Here is a 19,175-nt window from a genome sequence, read left to right on the forward strand (position 1 = left end):
AAGAAGGCCGCGGAGTCGCTCGACAGCAGTCCGAACATCCGCTACGTCGAGGAGAACGGCGAGATGGAAGCGCTCGCCCAGACTCTGCCGTGGGGCATCGACCGCGTGGACGCGGACCTCGCGTCGAGTACGGGCGCGGGTGCTGACGTGGCCATCATCGACACGGGTATCGACAGCGACCATCCTGACCTGCAGGCCAACCTCGGCGCGGGGTACGCGGCCACGTCGTGTTCGTCCTACTACGGCGACTGTCAGTACGACTGGGACGACGACAACGGCCACGGGACCCACTGCGCCGGTATCGTCGCGGCCGACGACAACTACGAGGGCGTCGTTGGCGTCGGTCCCGACATCACCCTTCACGCCGTGAAGGTCCTCGGCGGTCAGGGTGGCGGTTCGTACTCCGACATCGCGGCCGGAATCGAGTGGGTCGCCAATCAGGGCTACGATGTCGGTTCCATGAGCCTCGGTGGCGGCTACTCGTCGGCGGTCTACGACGCCGTCCAGTACGCCGACAGTCGCGGCGTCACGCTGGTCGGTGCCGCGGGTAACTCCGGTCCGTGTTCGGACTGTGTCGGCTACCCCGCCGCCCACGACGAGGTCATCGCGGTCAGTTCGACCAACTCCAGCGACGGTCTCTCGAACTTCTCGTCAACCGGTCCCGAAGTCGAAATCGCCGCGCCCGGTAGCGACGTGTACTCGACCTACGTCGGCGGCGGCTACGACACTCTCTCCGGTACGTCGATGGCGTGTCCGCACGTCTCGGGTGCCGCGGGTCTCCTGCGCTCGCAGGGCTACTCCAAGTCCGGCACGCGCAGTCGCCTCAGGAACACCGCCGAGAACATCGGCCTGTCGAGCAACGAGTCCGGCGCGGGTCTGCTCGACGTGGGCGCGCTCTAAACCGGTCGCTCCGGCGTAGAGAGCACTCCCCGCCGTCGCATCGAGTGCGACTCCCCCGAGCGGGTCTCGTCACCTACGACTCGCTCCCGCGGCGTCATCCACCCGCAGTGTCACCCACCTGCGACCCGCAGTTTGTCACCTCTTTGGCAGTCGGGCGCGGTGCCGTTTCGGGCCGCGCCCCGGCGAGTCCGTCCACCCCGTTTTTTGTGGAGCGTCCGAAGAGAGAGCAATATTGTTACGAGATATTTATTTCATACTTTCTAGATACAAATTTTTCGTCTTGTAGGATGTATTGGGTGATGATGTTCGACAAACAGTCGATTTCACGACGCACCGTCCTGAAGACGACCGGCGGGTCGCTTCTCGCCGTCGGCGCGGGCGGTCTCGCGGGAGCCGACCCCGGCGAGACGGTCCGGGTCAACGTCGGGTTCGCGTCCGGGCGCGGCCGTTCGGCCGCGCTCGATGTGGCCGACGACGTGGTTCGGGAGTTCGCCTTCGACGCCGCGACGCTTCGCCTTCCCAAGCGGGCGGCCACCGCGCTCGCCGAGCGCGACGGCGTGCGCTACGTCGAACGCGACGGCACCGCGCGCGCCCTCTCGACGACGTGGGCCTACGACCGCATCGACGCCGACGTGGCGAACATCAACGGCTACACGGGCGCGGGGACCGACGTGGCCATCCTCGACACGGGGCTTCCCTGCGACGACCCCTGCCTGCCGAACGTCGGCGCGGGCAAGGCGTTCACCGACTGCACCAGCGGGTGCTGTGCCCCGTGGGACGACGACAACGGCCACGGCACGCAGGTCGGAGCCATCATCGGCGCGAGCGAGTCCTGTAGCTGTACGACCGGCATCGCGCCCGACGCGACGCTCCACGGCGTCAAGGTGCTGGACGACTACGGCGCGGGTTCGTACTCCGACATCGCGGCCGGTATCGAGTACGTCGCCGACCAAGGCTGGGACGTGGCGAACCTGAGCCTCGGCGCGAGTTCCGGGTCGCAGGCGCTGAAAGACGCCGTCGAGTATGCCGAGCGCAACGGCGTCCTGCTCGTCGGCGCGGCGGGCGGGAGCGGTCCCTGTTCGAGTTGCGTGGGCTACCCCGCGGCCTACGAGGAAGTCGTCGCGGTCAGCGCGACGAACAGCAACGACGAACTCGCGTCGTTCTCCAGCAGGGGTCCGGAAATCGAACTCGCCGCACCCGGTAGGGACCTCACGACCGTCGATAGCGGTGGGTCCTGCGCGACCTTCTCGGGCACGTCGTTCGCCACGGCCCACGTTTCCGGCGTCGCCGCCCTCGTGATGGCCCAAGGGTACGACAACACCGGCGCCCGTACCCGACTCCAAAACACCGCCGAGAACATTGGCCTGTCGAGCGACGAGCAGGGGTACGGTCTCGTGGACGCCGCCGCCGCGGTCGGACTGAATTCCAGCGACGACTGACACTCGGCGCACGAAAAGTTTTCAGGTGTCCCCGGCGCAGTAGAAACCATGACGATTCAGAGCGCCGTCGATGCGACCGTCGAGTCCGACCGCGTCGTCTTCGAGTACACCGTCGAAAACGTCGGCGACGACTCGGCGGAGATTCAGTTTCGAAGTTCCCTGCTGGCGGACTTCGCCGTCCTCGGCGACGACGAAGAGGTTTGGCGGGCCAGCGACGGCCAGATGTTCGCCCAGATGATACAGAATGAGACGTTCGACGCGGGCGACGCCGAGACGTTCACCGAGGAGTGGGCCGACCCCGCGCCCGGCGACTACACCGTAGTCGCCACGCTGAACACGATGGGCGACGACGCGGAGGCCCGCACCGACTTCTCGGTCTGAACAAACTGGCGTCTCCGTTCCGAAACCCCCTAACCGGCCGACCACCGACCCACTCCCATGCAGAACGAACCCGAAGTCGCGGTTCTCAGACTCGGCCACCGGCCGGGCCGCGACGAGCGCATGACGACCCACGTCGGCCTGACCGCGCGGGCGCTGGGGGCCGACCGCGCGATTCTGGCGGGCGACGCGAGCAAGTCGCAGGGCACCGTCGAGGACATCACCGACCGCTTCGGCGGGCCGTTCGACGTGGAACTGACCGATAGCCCGAAGGCCGTCATCCGCGACTGGGAGGGGCAGGTCGTCCATCTGACGATGTACGGCGAGCGCGTCCAAGACGTGGAGGGCGACGTGCGCGAGGCCCACGGCGACGGCGACTCGATTCTGGCGGTCGTCGGCTCTCAGAAGGTGTCGTTCGACGTGTACGAGGAGGCAGACTACAACGTCGGCGTGACGAATCAACCCCACTCGGAGGTCGCGGGGTTGGCCGTGTTTCTGGACAGACTGTTCGAGGGCCGGGAACTGGACCGCGAGTGGACCGATGCCGACCAGACCGTGATTCCGAAGGCGACCGGCAAGAAGGTCGTTCCGTCCGACGAGGAGTAGCGTATAGTAAATGAACTTTGGCCTACTATGACAACTGAACGCTCCCCGACGAGAACTGGCCATGTGAGAGCAATATGTTCGGCGATCCTGTCAGTCCCGTTCGCCGTGATGGCGGCCCCGCTTCTGGGTCAGGACAGTGCCGCGTTCTACTTCGCGGGCGTCTCGCTGTTGTTCGTAGCATACTCGTGTATTACCCTAATCCGCACCTGACCCGGTTCTTACTGCACCGCGACCGACTACACTTCGAGTAGCCGACCGTCTACGTCCACGTCGAGACCCTCCTCGCGGGCGTACTCGACGATGGCGTCGTACTGGATGCCGAACGAGTCCACCACGCACTCCGGAGAGATGGGTTCCGTGCCGTACTCCACGACGTAGGCGTTCGTGGCGACCGAGAACTCCGCGACGGGGTCCACGGGGTCGCCGTCGAATCGCACCTCGCAGACGCGTCCGTCCGCGGAGTCGTAGGCGATTTCGACTCCGCCGAAGTGTCCCCACCACGTTCGACCGTCCGAATCGTCTGGCGCGTAGACTTCGCTGGCGAGTTCGCGCAGTTGCGCGCCCGTGAGGACCGCGGTCCGGAGTTCGCCGCCGAACGGCGAGACGCCTATCAGGTCGGCCACCGTCACCTCGCCCGCCAGCGCCGGGCCGTCGCGGAGACCGCCGGACTGCGTGTAGGCCACGTCCGCGCCGGTCGCCCACCGGTAGGCGTCGGTGACGAGATTAGCGACGCGACACTCCCCGCCGTAGTGACGGCGGACGCTCCGAGCGATTGGCTCTTCGACGTGGCCCACGACTTCGGTCAACCCCGTCGCCTCCATCCGGTCTCGGAGCGCGCCCGCGACGGCGTCGTCGCGCGGCCCGTCGGGCACCGCGTGGCGGGTCGCAGTCGCCCGGTCGCCCAGTTCGACCTCCCAGAGCATCTGCCCGTTCGCACTCGGCCGCAGGAGCAGGGTCCCGTTCACTCGGTCGTGGCGCTCGGTGTGGACGTGACCGCCGAGGACGGCGTCCACGCCGTCGAACTCGGCGATAGCGCGCTCGGTCTCGCCTCGGAGGTGGGCGAGAACGACGACGTGGTCCGCCCGCTCGCGGAGCGCCGGAAGCACCTCTCGCACTTCGGCCACCGGGTCGGTGACGGTGAGTTCGGACGCACCGGCCGATATTTCGGGCGTTTTCGGGTCGGTCACGCCGACGAACCCCACCCGCTCGCCGCCGCGCTCGACCACGGTCGCGGCGGGGGCGTCGGCGAACTGGCGGTCCGTCCCGTCTGCCGCGTAGACGTTCGCGCTCACCCACTGCTGGGGCGAGTCGGCGACGATGTCCCGGAGCGGGTCGGTCCCGAAGTCGAAGTCGTGGTTGCCGAACGTTTCGAGGTCGGGTTCGACTGCATCGAAGAACTCCAGCGACTGGCGGCCGTCGGTCCGGAGCGCGAGGACGCCGGGGGCGGTGTCGTCGCCCGTCCCGACGACGACGGTTCGGTCGTCCCGGAGTGCGTCGATGGTTCCGGCGAGGCGACCCACGCGCTCGGCGTCGTCGTACGCGTTCTCGATGTCCGAGTAGTGGAGGACGCGGAGACTCATCGCCAGGAATTGTCGGCCATCAGGTAAGTACCTTCGGCTCGCGGGTCCCGGCGTCGAGAGGGACACGTTCCCGATGGTTTTAAACGCTCCAACGCCCCAGTACACGATAATGGCTTTTGAGGACTTACTGGAGGACCCAGTAATTCAGAAATATCTTCACGAATTGGTCGGTCCGAAGGGAATGCCCGTCGCTGCGGCCCCGCCGGACGGCGAAGTTACCGACGAGGAGTTGGCCGAGGAGTTGGACCTCGAACTCAACGACGTTCGGCGCGCGCTGTTCATCCTCTACGAGAACGACCTCGCCACGTACCGACGCCTGCGCGACGAGGACTCGGGGTGGCTCACGTACCTCTGGACGTTCCAGTACGACAACATCCCGGACAACCTCGAAGAGGAGATGCACCGCCTGCTGACCGCGCTCGACCAGCGCGAGGACTACGAGCGCCAACACGAGTTCTACCTCTGTGAGGTCTGTTCGATTCGGTTCGAGTTCGGCGAGGCGATGGACTTCGGCTTTGAGTGTCCCGAGTGTGGCTCGCCGCTCGAATCCATGGAGAACAGTCGGCTCATCGACTCGATGGAGCAGCGAATCGAGGACCTCCGCGAGGAACTCAACGCCGACCAACTCGAAGAGGCCGAGGCATAGATGGTCGTACTCGCCACCAAGGTGTACGTCGAAGGCGACGCCCGTGAGCGCTCGCTCGACGCCCTCCGGTCGCTCGTCGCCAACGAAATCGAAGACCTCGACGTGGAGTACACCGTGGGCGTGCGCCACGACGACTTCGCGGTCGTCACCATCGAGGGCAACGACGAAGTCGTCGCCCGGAACCTCCTCCGCGAGGAGTACGGCGAAGTCACGCCGGACTTCGAGGACGGAGAGACCTACGTCGGCACGCTCGAAGGCTGGGACGAAGACGGCTTCGTCCTCGACGCGGGCGAAGACATCCGCGTGCCCGCTGACGAACTCGGACTCGGACAAGGGACGCCGATACAAATCGTCGAGCGGTTCGGTCTCGTCCAGCACACGCCGCTTCGCTTCGTCTACGCCGACCCCGACTCCGGGACCCACCGACTCGCCGACGAGGAGCGCGACCGCCTCTACGAGTGGACTCGCGGTTCCGGCCGAGTCAACGTCAACAGCGCGACCCGCGGCGAGGTCCGCGCGACGGTCAACCGCGCCGGTCACGCCCGCGACATCGTCACCGTCGAACGCCTCGGCCTGCTGGAGCAGAGCATCATCTGCAAAGACGAAACCGACCCGCCGGGTCTGCTCGCGGCCATCGGCACCTACCTGCCCGCGGAGATTCGGTGCATGATTCCGTAATTCAGCATGAATCGGCGACTCCTACTCGCGTTTGCCACGCTGTCCGTCCTCGCCGTGACCGCCGGATGTACCGGCATCTTCGGCGGCGACCAGATAAGCGACAAGCAACTCGAAGGCGACGGGAACGCGACCTACGACTGGAACACCACCGCGGACGTGACGCTCAACATCACGAGCGGCGAGTATCAGGCGGTGTACGACTTTTCGAACCGGTCGCAGCTCAAGATATTCGAGCGGGAGTCGCTCGGCGAGGAGACACCCGTCAACGTCGGGACCGTCCGGTTCCGCTACCGCAACGGCACCGTCGTCACGCTCAACCAGTCGCAGGTCAAGCGCACGAACTCCCGAACGGTGTTCACGCTTCCCTCCCGAGAGGGGAAACTCGCCTACACCGCGCCCCACCGCGGGAAGTCGTTCAGTACGCCGACCTACGTCGAGGGGTCCTACGAGGTCGTTCTCCCCCGTGGGATGCGCGTCGGCACGCCGATTCTGAGTCAGGTCCGGCCCGACGCCGACCAGACCGAACAACTCGACGGACGGGTCCACATCGCGTGGGCTGAAGTGACGGCCGATAACGTCGTCGTCCGGTACTACCTCGCGCGCGACCTGCTCATCTTCGCGGCGGTCATCGCCGCGGGCGTCCTCGTCGCGCTCCTCGGGTTGGCCTACTTCCGCCTCCAGATTCGGCAACTCGAACGCGAGCGCGAGGAGTTGGGCTTGAACGTCGATACCGACGGCGACGAGTTCGATCAAGGTCCGCCGCCGGGGATGGGGTAGCGGACTCTCCCAGAGCGTCTGCTTTTTACTCGCGCGATACCAAGCCCTCATCATGCAGGTAGCCCTCGTCTCCGTCGGCGACGAACTGCTGGCGGGCGACACCGTGAACACCAACGCCGCGTGGCTGGGCGAACGCCTCGCCGAACGCGGTGCGAGCGTCGAGCGCGTGGTCGTAGTGCCGGACAGAGAGAGCGACATTGCGCGCGTCGTCAACGAACTGCGCGCCGACTACGAGGCCGTCATCGTCACGGGCGGGGTCGGACCGACCCACGACGACCTAACGATGGACGGCGTCGCGGCCGCGGTCGGAGTCCCGGTCGAGGAACACGACGACGCCGCGGCGTGGATTGCCGACAACACCGACTACGAGCGTGCGGACCTCGTGGAGGGGACGACGCGACTCCCGAAAGGCTCGCGGATGCTCCCGAACGAGAAGGGGGTCGCGCCCGGTTGCGCCATTGAGGGCATCTACGTCCTGCCGGGCGTCCCCGAGGAGATGAAGGCCATGTTCGAGTCGGTCGCCGAGGAGTTCGCTGGCCAGAAGCGCCACGTCCTCGTCGTGGAGACCGACGAACCCGAGAGCGCGCTGGTCGAGCGATTCGCAGAGCTACGCGAGCGCTTCGACGTGACCGTCGGGAGCTATCCCGGCGACCACGTTCGAGTCAAGTTGCAAAGTACCGACGAGGACGAACTCGAACGCGCGGCGACGTGGCTCCGCGAGCGCGTGCAGAGCGTTCAGCGGTAGAAGTACACCAGCCACGCGGCCGTGATGGCGAGTCCGACGACGGTAGTGACGATACCTGCGGCGTTGGCCGGAACTGACGCCGATTCTGCGAGTACGAACATGCTGCATAGTTCCGTGGCCGGTCCCTTAACGCTTGTTAAGCATGTCGAAGCGTCCCGATTTCATCGGGTGAAACCCGGCGTTGAATCGGCGAACGGTCCCGAAACGTTCGCATAACTTGACGTTTCTTTCTCGGGAACGGGCGGTTTTTTCGACCCTGATTGGCGGGAAACACACCGTTGTCCGATTGAACGATTGCTAACGGTCGCGGCGGTTTATTTGGGAATCGGGTGAATGCCAGTTTGCCTGCGATGCGGCGTCTCGCGGGAGGAGACGCCTCGCGGGCGGAGTGAACAACTATGTCAGAGAAGTACCAACAGTCGGCGGGGAGAACGGGTCAGCAAACGTACGGCGGTCAGCTCGGCCAGCAGACAGGCCAGCAACAACCGCTGCAGTCGCAGGGGCAGGGTCTCGGACAGCAGACTGGCGGCCAGATGGGCCAACAGAGCGTACAGATGGGCGGCCAGCAGTCCGGTCAGGGTCACACGATGACTCACCAGCGCGTCGGCCAGCAGTTCGAGGCCGAGATGACGCCCGAACTGAATCAGGCGCTGGAGTCGTTCGACCGCGTGGTCGAAATCGCCGAGTGGTGCGCCGACAAGTGCATCCAGAGCGGCCCGCAGATGGCCGAGTGCGCCCGGTTGTGCGAGGACCTCTCGGACATCGCGGCCCTGAACGAGAAGCTCATCGCGCGCGACTCCATCAACGGCCCGGAGGTCGCTGAGGCGTTCCTGCGAGTCGCCCAGCAGGGCCTGCCGATTCTCCAGCAGCACCAACAGCCCCACGTTCAGGAGACGTATCAGGCGGTCCAGCAGGCGCTGGACTCGACGAACAAGCTGCTCGACTCCATCAGCGGCGTCCAGCAGACTCCGGTGACGGGCATCCGCGAGCAGGTCCAGCACCAGAGCGGCCAGATGGGCGGGTCGTTCCAGCAGCCACAAAGTCAGTCGTTCCAGCAGCCACAGAGCCAGTCGTACTGAGACTCGTCTCTCGACTGCACCGGTAGTCAGCCCTTCGCGGTGCTGTTTCTTTTCCCGAGAGCCGATTTCTGAGCCGTCGGCTCGACGTATCGGGCCGCTTTTGCGCTCGACGGGCGTAGCCACGCCCATGCGAACCATCGGCGTCGTGGTCAACCCCATCGCGGGGATGGGCGGCCGAGTAGGGCTGAAAGGCACCGACGGAAAAGTCGAGGCGGCCCGCGAGCGCGGCGCGCAACCGCGGGCACCCGAACGAGCGGTCGCGGCCCTGCGCGCGCTCGGCGAGCGCGCTGGCAGGGCGCGAGACGCGAGCGACGACGCCGGAATCGAACTGCTGACCTACGGCGGCGAGATGGGCGAGCGCGAGGCCCGCGAGGCCGGATTCGACCCGCAAGTCGTCGGGCGCGCGGGCGAGGACACCGCCGCCGCGGACACCCGCGAGGCCGTCCGGCGATTTGTTGCCGAGGACGCGGACCTCATTCTGTTCGTCGGGGGCGACGGGACCGCCGTGGACGTGACCGAGGCGCTGGACGAGGCGGGAGCCGAGATTCCCATCCTCGGCGTTCCGGCGGGCGTGAAGGTCTATTCGGCGGTGTTCGCGGTGACGCCCGACGCCGCGGGCCGGGTCGCCGCGGAGTTCGACCGGACCGAACGCCGGGAGGTCAACGACATCGACGAGGACGCCTACCGAGAGGGCGAGGTCCGCGCCGAGTTGAAGGGTATCGCCGCGGTGCCCGTCGCCGAGGACTTACAATCGAGCAAGCAGGTCGGCGGCGGCACCGTCGAGAGCCTCGCGGCCGGTGTGGCGGCCGACGCACGAAACGACGAGGAGACGACCTACGTCTTCGGTCCCGGAAGCACGGTCGGCGCGGTCGAATCGGCACTCGGCTTCGAGGGGTCGCCGCTGGGCGTGGACGTGTGGCGGGATGGGGAAGTGTTAGTCGAGGACGCGAGCGCCGACGAGATTCTGGCGCATCTCGGCGACCGGAACGTAGTCGTCGTCTCGCCCATCGGCGGGCAGGGGTTCGTCTTCGGTCGGGGCAACGACCAGATTTCGCCCAGCGTGATTCGCCGGTCGGAAGTCGAAGTCGTCGCCTCGAAGAACAAACTGGACGACGTGGGCGTTCTCCGGGTCGATACCGGCGACGAGGAAGTGGACGCGGACCTGCGCGGGTGGCGGAAAGTGAGGGTCGGTCGGTTCGAGCGACGAATGATGAACGTGGTCTGACGCCCCCGGATTCGTGATGAAGGTCGTTTAAGGGTCAATAATCGCGCCCTAGTGAAGTTTAAGGTCTTCGGGGGCCGAAGGCACACACATGGAAACGCGAAAGGTACAGCGGTTAGGTCCCTCGACGCTGGCGATGACCCTGCCAGCGGAGTGGACCAAGGAGAACAACGTCGAGAAGGGCGACGAGGTTTCGCTGCGGATGGGCGGGAAGGGGACGCTGACGGTCCTGCCCGAATCGGCCCACACCGAGGAGTCCGAGGCCGTCATCCACGCGGCGAATCTGGACGCCGACGCCGTCGAGCGCGCCATCGTCGCCCAGTACGTTCTCGGTCGCCGAGTCATTCACGTAGAGAGCGAGGAGACCCTCGACAGCGCCCACATCAACGCGGTCTACAAGGCCGAGACCCAACTGATGGGACTGGGCGTGGTCGAGGAGACCCCTAACAGCATCGCCATCCGGTGTTCGGTTGACCCCGAGGACTTCAGCCTCGACAACCTGCTCGAACGACTGGAGAACACGGGTTCGACGATGCGCGGCGAGGCGGTCAAGGCGCTGGCGCACGGCAACCCGGACCTCGCACAGCGCGCGTTGAACCGCGAGCGACAGGCGAACAAGATTTTCGTCCTCCTGCTCAGGCTCATCTTCACCGCCTACCAGAACCCGACGCTGGCCCGCGCCGTCGATTTAGACACCGGGTTCCCGCTCATTGGCTACCGCTCCATCGCCAAGAACCTCGAACTCATCGCGGACAACGCCGAGGACATCGCCGAAATCACGCTCGAAGCAGACGGCCACACCCTCGACGTGGACGGCCAGACGATGCGCCGCATCCGTGAGTTCACCGACCAAGTGGACGAGATTACGGCGAAGGCGGTGCAGGCCGCCGTCGAGCGCGACTACGACAAGACGCTCGAAGTCCGCGCGCTGTTCCACGAAATCGGCGACCGCGAGAGCGACATCCTTTCGGACCTCCCCGAGATGGACAACGACTCGCTGTTGGCGGTCCGCGAGGTGCTGGTCAGCCTCCAGCAGACCGCCCAGTACGCAATGCGAAACGCCGAAATCGCGGCGAATCTGGCGCTCAACGAGGAGAGCGAACACACGACGATCAACTGAAAACGCGCTCGAACTCGGTGGTCGTCAGTCCGCGTTGACCACCTCGCCCTCGTCGCTACCGGCCGACCGCTCGCAGGCCGATTCGCCGGTCTTCTCGACGGTCAGCGGATTCCGTTTCGTTATCGTGCAGTCGAAGTCGGGATGTTCCGCGACGTGGCGCACCAGCATGTGGCGGCGCGACCCGGTGATTCCCGTCCGGCCCACGTCGTCGGCCGAGAATTTCTCGGGCAGTCGGTCGAACAGCCGACCCAATGCCGCGAAACTCTCGAACACCTTCGAGTTGCCCGACGAGTCCGCGCCCCGGCGGACGACTTCGTAGGTGCCGTCCTCGCGGTGGACCCCCGCGGTCCGGAAGAACTCCCGGCGCTCGGTGAGGGCGTCGCCGACCGCGTCCTGTAGGTCCGCGGCCTCGTCTCTAGACAGTTCGTAGGCTCGGTCTTCGACCGCCAGCACTATCGACTCGCCGTCGCTCCGTATCGAAACGTCACTCTCATCGCACGAGAAGAACTCGATCAGGAGCGTCTACACTCCGTGTCATGCGTTGGTGTATCTCTCGTCGGTCGTTAAAACTCTACCGGCGACCCCGAATATCTGCGAGTGTGGTCGATTTTTCTAACTGTTTCGGCGTTGGGGGAACCGACAGCGGACTCGGTGGGAGATGAAGACGCCGACGAAACCGCACTGCCGCCACCGGCGGCGACCACCGAGTAGAATGAACTAAGTTCCGCCCGCCGGAAACGCCGGACATGGCCGAACACGAGACTGTCGGGAGCGACAAGGGAATCGGACTCGCCACGCTGTTCACGCTGCTTGCGGCCGGGGCGACGATAGCGATGTTCATGCGACCGGGCAGCGAACTCGCCGCGTGGGGCTTCGCCGGTGCCGTCATCGCTGGCGTCCTCGCGGTCGCCGCGGTTCACCTCTACTGGTGAGCGCGCTCCGCAGTTGGACGATTTCCGCGGGAAATCGTTAAGAGTGACAACGCCGTACATCTACGTAAGGATGACTGACTACAGCGACGAGGAACGGCGCATCCTCGCCTATCTCCGCGAGAGCGTCTCGAAAGGCGAGCGATACTTCCGGTCGAAGAATATCGCCAAGCAGCTCGGCCTCTCCTCGAAGCAGGTCGGTGTGCGACTCCCGGAACTCGCCGAGAAGAGCGAAGAGGTCGATATCGAGAAGTGGGGCCGCGCGAAGTCCACGACGTGGAAGGTGACGCGGGGATAGAACGCGGGCCGAGGACGGACCTGCAGTGGTCGCCGCAGGTCCGGCGGGTTTTTGACTTCGTAGCCCGAAATTGGGATATGACTGTCCGGGTAGAGCGGACCTTCGACCTCGAAGTTTCGCCGGAGAACGTGTGGAATTTCATCGTGGACCCGGAGAACCGCGCGAACGTCATCAGCGTCGTGGACGACTACGAGAAGACCGGCGAGCATTCGTCTATCTGGCACATCGGGCTTCCGGTTCCGTTCCTCGACAAGACCGTGCCGGTTCGGACCGAGGACGTAGAGCGCGACCCGCCCCGGTACGTGAAGTTCGTCGGCCGGTCGTCGGCGCTCCGCGTGACGGGCGAACACGAGATTCAGGAGACCGAGACCGGAAGCCGACTCGTCAATCGGTTCACGGTCGAGGGGAAGATTCCCGGCATCGAACGCTACTTCAGCAAGAATCTGGACGACGAACTCGACACCCTCGAAGCCGCGCTTCGAGAGGAGGCGACGGCGTGAGAGTCGCGCTCGCGCAACTCGAAATCGAGAGCGGCGCGGTCGAGGAGAACCGCCAGCGCGCCGAGGCGGCCATCGCCGAGGCCGCGGACTGCGGCGCGGACCTCGTCGCGCTCCCCGAAATTTTCAACGTCGGCTACTTCGCGTTCGACGCCTACCAGCGCACCGCCGAACCGGTGGAGGGTCCCACGCTCACGCGCATTGCGGACGCCGCCCGCGAACACGACGTGGGCGTCCTCGCGGGGTCCATCGTCGAGGACCTCGCCGAGACCGAGCGCGTCGAGACCCCGGCCGACGAGGGGTTGGCCAACACTTCGGTGCTGTTCGACCGCGACGGCGAACGCCTCGCGGTCTATCGCAAGCACCACCTGTTCGGCTACGAGTCTGCGGAGGCCCAGATGCTCGTCCCCGGCGAGAGCCTCGGCGTCGCCGAGTTCGAGGGTGTGAGCGTCGGGATGACGACCTGCTACGACCTGCGGTTTCCGGAACTCTACCGCGATATCGCCGAGGCAGGTGCGGACCTCGTTCTCGTGCCGAGCGCGTGGCCCTACCCCCGCGTCGAACACTGGAAACTCCTGCCCCGCGCCCGCGCGGTGGAGAACCAGTTCTTCGTGGCGACCGTCAACGGTGCGGGCGACTTCGATGACGCCTCCCTGCTCGGGCGCTCGACGGCGTACGACCCGTGGGGAACGACGCTGGCGAGTACCGGCGACGACCCCGACCTCGTCGTGGCCGACGTAGACGTGAGCAGCGTCGAAGCGGTCCGCGAGGAGTTCCCGGCGTGGCGCAACCGGCGGATATGACGTGCGATTCGGAGTCTCGACGCCAATTGGGCTACGTATCTCGATTCCGTGAGGCGTTTCGGTAGCCTCCGTTGGGGCTACGAAACCCCGTTTTCCGCTGAGTCGCCAGCGAACAGCGAACCGAGAGCCAGTTCGAGAACGGAACGTACGTCTACAACGCGGTGGTTGTGGACGCGACCGACATCTCCCAGTGGTTCGGCGACGACGACGCCACACAGCGACTCCGGGTTCACGAACGCCCGAACGGAACCACCCAGTGACCCGAACCGAAACCTATCAGAATACTGTCCGACGGCCGTAAGAATAAAAACCCCAACATTAATTACGAAGTAGTTCGAAGTATACAATAGTTAATAGATGGCCGAATCGACAACGACGTTGAGCACTTCCGGGGGTGGGACGGCCACAGCGGAACCTTCCCGAGACACGATGTTCGACTTGCTCGGCAACTCTCGTCGCCGCCGAATCCTCCGCTATCTACTAGACGAACGTCATATCACGCTGACTGACTTGAGCGCGCGCATCGCGGCGTGGGAAAACGACACCACCGTCGCTGACCTGACCTCGCGCGAGCGCAAGAAAGTGTACTCGTCGATCTATCAGACCCACGTCCCGAGACTGAGCGAACACGGACTGGTCGAGTACGACGCCGAGGACCGACTGGTCTCGCTGACCGGCGACGCCGACCGAATCCAGCGGTTTCTAGAAGTCGAGGGTCCCGAGCGCGGCGGGTTCTCCCACCAGTGGAGTCGCTACTTTCTCTGGACCGCAGTCGTCGGCAGTGCGGTCATCGCGGGCAACTGGCTGGGGACGGTTCCGACGACCCATGTGACGACCGAGAGTTTGTACGGTCTGCTCACGGTGGCGTTCATGATGCTCAGCGTCTCGTTCGTGATGGCGGTGGAGGGACCGAAGCTGTTGCGACTGGGGAATTAGGGTTGTCGGAGTTCTTCGGGTTCGAGATTCGGACTGAATCGTGGTTCCGTCGGTGTCGAGTTCGGACAAGACAGTTGTGAGTCTCTATATTGAGGTCGAACCGGACCGTAGTCGTGTCGAGTCCGAGCAGGACAGTAGTTGTGTCGAGTCAGAGCTAGCTGTTGCCGACGCCTCTCAAACAGCACCGCAACCGCCCCGCACAGCACCGCATCAGCCTCACACCTCCCCAGCCGCTTCCCTCACGTCGTTCGGTCATCCACCGGAAGACAAACCGCGTCTTCCGAGCCTGCGCGAACGGACGTTCGCGCAGACCTCGCGCGGATGAGCGCGACGCACACGGCGTCGCGCCCCCACTCGCCGGGATGAAAAATCAACCCGTCAGCAGTCTAATCGTCGGACTCGGTCGAGTGAGACCGAAGCTCCGAAATCGCCTACGGCGATTTCTTCGTTTCAGTCGTCACTCTCGGTCTTGATGTCCGCACTCAGACCCTGCGCCATCTCGATGTCCTTGCTGTTGTTCAGCGTCCACGCCGTGCGCTCGGTGACGGCCTCGATGGCCTCGCGGGCGCTCGGGTAGCCGTTGCCGGACTTCTTGACGCCGCCGAACGGCAGTTGGACCTCCGCGCCGATGCACGGGAGGTTGCCGTAGGCGAGACCGATTTCCGCCTCGTCGCGGAACTGGTTGACTTGGCGGTAATCCTCCGAGATGACCGCGCCAGCGAGTCCGTAAGGCGTGTTGTTGTGAATCTCCATCGCACGGTCCATGTCGCCGCTGTACTCGATGAGCGCGACGTGGGGACCGAAGACCTCCTCTTGGATGCAGCGCAGGTCCTCGTCGTACTCGACCTCGTAGACGAACGGGCCGACCCAGTAGCCGTCCTCGTGGCCCTCCGGAATCTCGTCGTCGTCGAGTTCCTCGCGGTCCACGAGGACGTTCGCGCCTTCCTCGCGCGCGAGTTCGTTGTACTTACCGAACTTCTCGACTTGCTCCTCGTTGACCATCGGACCCATGAAGGTGTCCTCGTTGAGGGGGTTACCGACCGAGACGTTCTGGGCGAGTTCGACGTAGCGCTTCTTGAACTCGTCGTACACGTCCTCGTGGACGATGAGGCGCTCGCTGGAGACACAGCGCTGGCCCGTCGTCTTGAACGAGGACATGATGGCCGAGTGGACCGCAACGTCGAGGTCCGCGTTCTCGGTGACGACGATACCGTTCTTGCCGCCCATCTCGCAGGCCGCGAGCTTGCCGGGTTCGCCGCCGACCTTGCTGGCGATTTTGTGACCGACTTCCGAGGAACCTGTGAACAGCACGGTGTCCACGCGGTCGTCCTCCACGATGGCGTTTCCGGCGTCGCCGAAGCCCTGCACCATGTTGAACACGCCCTCGGGAATACCGGCGTCAACCATCATCTCGGCGATGATTTGGCCACACCACGGCGTCTGCTCGGCAGGCTTCCAGACGACCGTGTTGCCCTCGACCAGTGCGAGTGCCATGTGCCAGAACGGGATGGCGACCGGGAAGTTCCACGGCGTGATACAGCCGATGACGCCGCGGGGCTTGCGGCGCATGTAGGCGTCCTTACTGCCGATTTCGGAGGGAACCACGTCGCCGTGGGGGTGGCGGGCGTTGCCCGCGGCCCACTCGACCATGTGTGCGGCCTCGACCACGTCGGCCTTCCCCTCGGAAATCTCCTTACCGCACTCCTTGGTGACGACTTCGCCGAGTTCGTCTGTACGGTCCTTTAGCTCGTGGTACACGTCCCAGAGGTACTCCGCGCGGTCGATGTAGGAGAGTTCGGCCCACTCGTCTTCGACTTCTTTCGCGGCCGCGAGGGCGTCGTCTACGTCCTGTTCGGTCCCGCGGTGGAACTCCCCGAGGACTTCCTGATTCGACGGATCGACGCTCTCGAACGTCTCGTCGCCGTGTCCGTCGGTCCACTCGCCGCCGATGTAGTGCTGATAGGTCTCTTCGCTGGCTTGCTGGCTCATGCTCAGATGAACGTGTGTCGGGCATGGTAAAAAAGCCTCTTCATTGTAGTTCCATGCAACCACGAAACGCGTTTTCGCGCCACGAGTGAGATAAACCATACAACGTCGAACAATGTGCAAAACGCTACCGTTCGAGAGAACGGTCCACGCTGGTCTCTCGGCCCGTCGCGGGGGACTCGATTCGGAATAGTCAGGAGGCCAACTTTTCTATCTCGCCTTTTACCTGCACGGCGTCGAAGTCGTGGTCGGGGCGGATATTCACGAAGTCCAGAAAGTCGCGGGCCGCGAGCAGTTCGTCGGGCGAGTAGTGGTCCGCGGCGGCCGCCACCGCGTCGCGCGCGCCGATTCGCGGTTCGAGCGCGGCGAGCGCGCACGCCAAATCGTACGACCGGGCCTCCTCGATGGCGTCCTCGCGGACCGTCGTCGCGTCGATGAAGTACACCTCGCCGTACTGGACGAGGACGTTCTCGCCGCGCAGGTCGCCGTGGGCCAGCCGATGGTCGTGCATCGCGGCCAGCGACTCGAAGACGTCGGGTGCGAGACGTTCGACTTCCTCGGTCGTCACCTCGTCAAACGTTCGGAATTCGGGCAGATACTCCATCACGAGGACCGCCATGTCCTCGACTTCGAACACCTCCAGCGGGACCGGCGCGTTCAGGCCGATATCGGCCATCCGTTCGGTCGCCGCGAGTTCCTGCTCGGCCATCTCGACCGGTCCGGCCGAATGCTCGAAAAAGCCCTCGGTGCCCGACGAAAAAGCCCCGAGGTTGCGCGCGCCGGTGAACAGCGCGTGGACCAGCGAGTTTTGGCGCGTGATTATCTTGACGAACCACTCGTCGTTGACCACGCAGGGCGTCGAGAGCCAGTTGTCGGCGTTCAGAAACTCGACTCGGAGTTCCGGCTGGTCGTAGCGCCGAGCCATCTCCTCGAAGACCGCTTGGAGTCGGTCCCACTCGATGGTGCCACGCACCAATCGCCGGATGCTCATCGGGACCGACTAAGCGTCCGGCCTTCAAAAAGCCACTTGCCTCGTCGGATTTTCCGAGTCGTCACTTGCTCGGGCAATCGCCCGCCAGGTTAGAGCAGCGACGCGACGAACGACCCAAGATAGCCGACGCTACCGAGCGCGGTTACCACGAGCAGGGCCACCGCGAGCGCCGTCCGGCCGGACGACCACTCCTCGACGCCGACTCGCCGCCGGACCCGGCCCGGAACCGACGACCACCGCAGTTCGAGGACGCCCCAAACCGGGAGGACGGCCGCCAGCGCGAACGTCGCCAGCAGGTCGTAAAAGCCCATCCACCACGGGAAGAAGTAGCCCAAAAGCCCGTTCTGGACCTGAATGGGCACCGCGTCGCGGACCGACTCCTCGAAGCGCTCGGCGATTCCCGACGGCGGGTTGGCCCGCCTCGATTCGAGGTCGGCCGCGGCGGCGCTCTGACCGCCCGCGCTCTCGTCGCCCGTGCCGAGTCGTTCGGCCTCGTACGCCCGATCTACGGGCATCTCCCAGACGATTGCGCCGGTCTCGTTCACCTCGAACACCCGGTCGCCGATGGTGTCGGTGACGAGGGTGTTGCCGTTCGGGAGGCGGTCGGCGTCACGGGGCCACTGCATCTCGTCGTCGCTCCAGAGCCACGTCCGATTCCACGACCCGTCCTCGCGCTGGTACTCCACGAGGCGGTCGTTCTCGGAGTCGGCGACGACGACTGCGGGACCGCCCTGCGACTCGTCGAAGTAGTCGGGGTTGTGCTGTTCGCGGAGGACTTCGTAGTCGTCTTCGCTCCCGAGTGTCCAGTCGTCCACTATGCCTCGGTTCGGGTCCACGAACGCCACTTGGTCCTGATTGCGCAGGTCAACCATGACGCGACCGTCGTCGAGATACTCCACGTCGTTGAGATGGGCCCAGTCTTCCTCGTAGTCCCCACCGCCGGTTATCGGCAAGTCGCTCTCGGCGGTCCACGTCCACTCCCGGATGCCCGAGGTGGTGTTCACGACGAAAACGGCCTCGTTGCCGATGTCGCCGACCAGAATGTGGCTGTCGTTGATAACGTCCACGTCGTGCCAGCGCCCGCCCGACATCCGGTGGGCGTACAGTCGGGTTCGCTCGCCCGTGGTCAGGTTCAGGCGCTCGACCACGTTCCGGCGGCAGTCGCCGTGGTCGGCGAGGGGGCCGCCGTCACAGACCGACTGGTTGACCCACTCGGTCGCCACGTACGAGACGGTGTGCGTGCCCTGTGGACTCGGGTCAACGTCCCAGTAGGTGCTGTAACGTTCGGTCTGGTGGAGGACGGTCCCGTTCGCGCGAACGGCGACGAGTTCGCCCGAGAGGTCGCGCATGTCGTCGTTTTGGACCGCGACGACGGTGACGCCGCCGCGCCGGTCGAGCAACTGTTCTTGGTCGGCGGGAGCGCGGTCCGCGGCGCGGTCGTACTGTTGGTTCGGTGACTGTCCGGCGATCACGAATCCGGCCGCGAGCGCGAGGACGAGACCGAGCGTGACGGCCGCAAAGACGGCTCTCAGCGGCGTCCGACGATTCACGACCGCGTGCTACGA

Annotated in this window: 21 protein-coding genes; 16 read left to right on the top strand and 5 right to left on the bottom strand. The window is 65.2% G+C overall.

All coding sequences use genetic code 11. From position 1 onward, the window contains the following. Positions 1-63 precede the first annotated feature (63 nt). The 4 genes from EP007_RS00005 to EP007_RS00020 all read left to right on the top strand — a co-directional run bounded on the left by EP007_RS00005 (position 64) and on the right by EP007_RS00020 (position 3,323). Positions 64-900 carry a S8 family peptidase gene (locus EP007_RS00005; protein ID WP_243700403.1) on the top strand — a complete coding sequence of 279 codons (837 nt, stop codon included), beginning with the start codon at positions 64-66 and terminating at the stop codon, positions 898-900. Positions 901-1,202: 302 nt separating this feature from the next. Next, a complete protein-coding gene (locus EP007_RS00010) occupies positions 1,203-2,339 on the top strand; it encodes a S8 family peptidase (RefSeq protein ID WP_243700404.1) in 1,137 nt (378 codons plus the stop codon). A gap of 48 nt (positions 2,340-2,387) precedes the next feature. Next, complete coding sequence (locus EP007_RS00015) at positions 2,388-2,720, top strand: BsuPI-related putative proteinase inhibitor (protein ID WP_128475696.1); 333 nt, start codon at positions 2,388-2,390, stop codon at positions 2,718-2,720. A 57-nt stretch (positions 2,721-2,777) separates the two neighbouring features. Beyond that, entirely contained in the window at positions 2,778-3,323 is a 546-nt protein-coding gene (locus EP007_RS00020; protein WP_128475697.1) for a tRNA (cytidine(56)-2'-O)-methyltransferase, read from the top strand. A gap of 236 nt (positions 3,324-3,559) precedes the next feature. Here the strand turns inward: EP007_RS00020 and EP007_RS00025 are convergent, their stop codons facing one another. Next, complete coding sequence (locus EP007_RS00025; protein WP_128475698.1) at positions 3,560-4,903, bottom strand: bifunctional metallophosphatase/5'-nucleotidase; 1,344 nt, start codon at positions 4,901-4,903, stop codon at positions 3,560-3,562. Between the two features lie 109 nt (positions 4,904-5,012). On the opposite strand from EP007_RS00025, the gene EP007_RS00030 reads away from it, so the two are divergent. The 7 genes from EP007_RS00030 (at position 5,013) to EP007_RS00060 (ending at position 11,170) form a co-directional block, all read left to right on the top strand. Then, positions 5,013-5,549 carry a transcription factor gene (locus tag EP007_RS00030; protein ID WP_128475699.1) on the top strand — a complete coding sequence of 179 codons (537 nt, stop codon included), beginning with the start codon at positions 5,013-5,015 and terminating at the stop codon, positions 5,547-5,549. Then, complete coding sequence (locus tag EP007_RS00035; RefSeq protein ID WP_128475700.1) at positions 5,550-6,227, top strand: DUF2110 family protein; 678 nt, start codon at positions 5,550-5,552, stop codon at positions 6,225-6,227. It abuts the gene before it with no gap. A gap of 6 nt (positions 6,228-6,233) precedes the next feature. Then, complete coding sequence (locus EP007_RS00040; RefSeq protein ID WP_128475701.1) at positions 6,234-7,004, top strand: DUF5803 family protein; 771 nt, start codon at positions 6,234-6,236, stop codon at positions 7,002-7,004. 52 nt (positions 7,005-7,056) lie between these two features. After that, a complete protein-coding gene (locus EP007_RS00045) occupies positions 7,057-7,749 on the top strand; it encodes a competence/damage-inducible protein A (protein WP_128475702.1) in 693 nt (230 codons plus the stop codon). Between the two features lie 398 nt (positions 7,750-8,147). Next, positions 8,148-8,828 (top strand): hypothetical protein, encoded by a 681-nt coding sequence (locus EP007_RS00050; RefSeq protein WP_128475703.1) that lies wholly within the window; start codon positions 8,148-8,150, stop codon positions 8,826-8,828. A 127-nt stretch (positions 8,829-8,955) separates the two neighbouring features. After that, positions 8,956-10,053 carry an ATP-NAD kinase family protein gene (locus EP007_RS00055; protein WP_128475704.1) on the top strand — a complete coding sequence of 366 codons (1,098 nt, stop codon included), beginning with the start codon at positions 8,956-8,958 and terminating at the stop codon, positions 10,051-10,053. 88 nt (positions 10,054-10,141) lie between these two features. Then, entirely contained in the window at positions 10,142-11,170 is a 1,029-nt protein-coding gene (locus tag EP007_RS00060; protein WP_128475705.1) for a phosphate uptake regulator PhoU, read from the top strand. Between the two features lie 24 nt (positions 11,171-11,194). On the opposite strand, the gene EP007_RS00065 is transcribed toward EP007_RS00060, so the two are convergent. Continuing rightward, complete coding sequence (locus EP007_RS00065) at positions 11,195-11,620, bottom strand: DUF7528 family protein (RefSeq protein WP_394346050.1); 426 nt, start codon at positions 11,618-11,620, stop codon at positions 11,195-11,197. A gap of 296 nt (positions 11,621-11,916) precedes the next feature. Between EP007_RS00065 and EP007_RS00070 the strand changes: the two genes are divergently transcribed. From EP007_RS00070 to EP007_RS00090, 5 genes are all read left to right on the top strand, one after another. Further along, positions 11,917-12,102, top strand: coding sequence for a DUF7525 family protein (locus EP007_RS00070; RefSeq protein WP_128475706.1), 186 nt, complete (start codon positions 11,917-11,919; stop codon positions 12,100-12,102). 70 nt (positions 12,103-12,172) lie between these two features. Continuing rightward, the gene (locus tag EP007_RS00075; protein WP_128475707.1) at positions 12,173-12,397 is read left to right on the top strand and encodes a DUF7123 family protein; all 225 of its coding nucleotides are present in this window, start codon (positions 12,173-12,175) and stop codon (positions 12,395-12,397) included. Between the two features lie 77 nt (positions 12,398-12,474). Continuing rightward, positions 12,475-12,897, top strand: a complete 423-nt coding sequence (locus EP007_RS00080; RefSeq protein WP_128475708.1) for a CoxG family protein — start codon at positions 12,475-12,477, stop codon at positions 12,895-12,897. Beyond that, positions 12,894-13,697 carry a nitrilase-related carbon-nitrogen hydrolase gene (locus EP007_RS00085; protein ID WP_128475709.1) on the top strand — a complete coding sequence of 268 codons (804 nt, stop codon included), beginning with the start codon at positions 12,894-12,896 and terminating at the stop codon, positions 13,695-13,697. The genes EP007_RS00080 and EP007_RS00085 overlap by 4 nt, the downstream gene beginning before the upstream one ends. A 429-nt stretch (positions 13,698-14,126) precedes the next feature. Then, positions 14,127-14,633, top strand: coding sequence for a DUF7344 domain-containing protein (locus EP007_RS00090; RefSeq protein WP_128475710.1), 507 nt, complete (start codon positions 14,127-14,129; stop codon positions 14,631-14,633). A gap of 450 nt (positions 14,634-15,083) precedes the next feature. On the opposite strand, the gene EP007_RS00095 is transcribed toward EP007_RS00090, so the two are convergent. The 3 genes from EP007_RS00095 to EP007_RS00105 form a co-directional block, all read right to left on the bottom strand. After that, the gene (locus tag EP007_RS00095; RefSeq protein WP_128475711.1) at positions 15,084-16,622 is read right to left on the bottom strand and encodes an aldehyde dehydrogenase family protein; all 1,539 of its coding nucleotides are present in this window, start codon (positions 16,620-16,622) and stop codon (positions 15,084-15,086) included. Between the two features lie 190 nt (positions 16,623-16,812). Then, complete coding sequence (locus EP007_RS00100; RefSeq protein WP_128475712.1) at positions 16,813-17,610, bottom strand: RIO1 family regulatory kinase/ATPase domain-containing protein; 798 nt, start codon at positions 17,608-17,610, stop codon at positions 16,813-16,815. A gap of 89 nt (positions 17,611-17,699) precedes the next feature. Further along, complete coding sequence (locus tag EP007_RS00105; RefSeq protein WP_243700406.1) at positions 17,700-19,160, bottom strand: arylsulfotransferase family protein; 1,461 nt, start codon at positions 19,158-19,160, stop codon at positions 17,700-17,702. Positions 19,161-19,175 lie beyond the last annotated feature (15 nt).

Source organism: Halorussus pelagicus (assembly GCF_004087835.1).
GTDB lineage: Archaea > Halobacteriota > Halobacteria > Halobacteriales > Haladaptataceae > Halorussus > Halorussus pelagicus.